We start from the raw sequence: 1,947 nt of genomic DNA on the forward strand, positions 1-1,947 counted from the left end.
ATTTGTCGTTGTAAAAATGTTTCTTTTGTTTTCTCAGGTTGATTGATGTACGCTGCTGCAAGACTACTTCCACCAATATTAATTTCACCTGGTACGTAAGGTGGACACAGTTTTCCTTGTTCATTTAACACATACATTTTTATATGCGGTAATGGCTTTCCAATTGGAATATACGTTTGCTCCTTATGTAATAGTTGTGTCACTGGATAGGTGGTCGCACAGACTGTTATTTCTGTTGGGCCATAGGCGTTTACAACTGGAATGTTTAAACCTACTTTCGCTTGCCAATTTCGAACCATTGCGGGTAACAACGTTTCTCCCCCTACAAATATATATCGCAAAGATAGTAATTGCTTCAACTGTTGAGAAGTTGCTTGGGTTAATGTATGAAAAAATACAGTAGGTACTAAACAATACTGCACATTCTGTGCCTGTATAACTGCCAGAAAATGATCAATTGATTTTCTTTCTATTTCCGCTACGAGATGCAATCTCCCGCCTGTCAATAAACTTCCATAGATTTCCCATACCGATGCATCAAAGATAAAAGAAGCAAATTGTAGATGTACCTGTTGTTCTTGCAAACCGTAGGTTTTTTGTAACGACTGAATCAATTGGATTACACTTTGATGTGAAATCAGTACACCTTTTGGGTGCCCTGTTGAGCCAGACGTATAAATAATATACGCAGCATCTTGTGTTGTATGTTCACTCTTGGTGTTTTCCGTTACCCTAATCTTAGCTGTGTTTTCATATACAATGATAGATTGGCGTGATACAAGATGTGATAAGTCTGTCTTTTGATGGGTTATGATATGTGTCGATTTACTATCTTGTAACATAAAATGGATACGCTCTACTGGAAAATCAGGATCAATGGGCACATACGTGCCTCCTGCTTTTAATACACCAATCATAGATACGATGGCATCCATACTTCGGTGCATGAGAATGCTGACACGCTCTTGCTTTTTTAGCCCTTTTTGTAATAAAGCTTGTGCTACTTGATTCGAACGCACTTGTAATTCTTGATACGTAAGGCTTTGGTTTTCCATTGTCATCGCCATACAATGAGGGGTTTCATTTGCTTTCTCATCAATAAGCTGGTCTAATGTTTTCGAAATGATAGGCGTTGCATGTACGAGAACATCCTGCTGATAAAGTGCATAATCTTGCGGTAAGAGTAAATCTACTTCCCGCAGAGGACAGGAACTACTGCTCAGTACCTTTTGTATGATATGTTGAAAGCGTGTTACAAACAACTGAACATCTTGCTCAGTGTATAATGCGGCATTGTAATCCATTTCAAGCTGTAACTGATTTTCTTGTATTTTCATCATTCGCCATACCATATCAAATGCGCCCACTCGTTTTTGATGACTAATGACTTTTGTTTTTAGTCCCTCCATATGAAAGGGAGGTAATATTACCATATTAAATACAGTTGCATAAAAAGAAGAATATATGTGTTCTTCTGCCGTATGCAATGCATTCGTCATATGATGGATAGGATACTCTTTGTGTGCAAGGGCTTCTTGTACGAGAACACTTACCTTCTGAACAAGTTCTATAAATGTATCATCTGGTGAAAAGGAGATACGTAAGGGAACCGTATTGACAAAATAACCAAATACATCTTGTTCCTGCGTGTGCCGTTCTCTCATGTTAATCGGCATTCCCACTACTAGATCCGTTTGGTTTGTCATGTGGTGTAATAAAACAAGATATATACTTAGTAATACACGATACGTACTGATACGATGCGTTTTTGCAAAATGATGAATAGCATCCGTAAGTTCTGTATCAATGAAAGTTTGATACGCTCCTTCTTTATAGGAATCTATCCGTGGTTTGAAAACAGAGGAAGGAAACGCACTCCATGGTAAAGTTCCTTCTAATTTTGCACGCCAATATAGCTCAGAAGTCACATAAGATTCTGTTCCCATG

1 protein-coding gene is annotated in these 1,947 nt (G+C 38.2%); it reads right to left on the bottom strand.

Going from position 1 to position 1,947, the window contains the following annotated elements; translation table 11 throughout:
* On the bottom strand, window positions 1-1,928 hold a 1,928-nt coding region (locus ACODS7_RS31745), incomplete at its 3' end, for a non-ribosomal peptide synthetase (protein WP_488828542.1).
* Between the last annotated feature and the right edge of the window lie 19 nt (window positions 1,929-1,947).

The organism is Bacillus sp. FG16 (assembly GCF_057809515.1).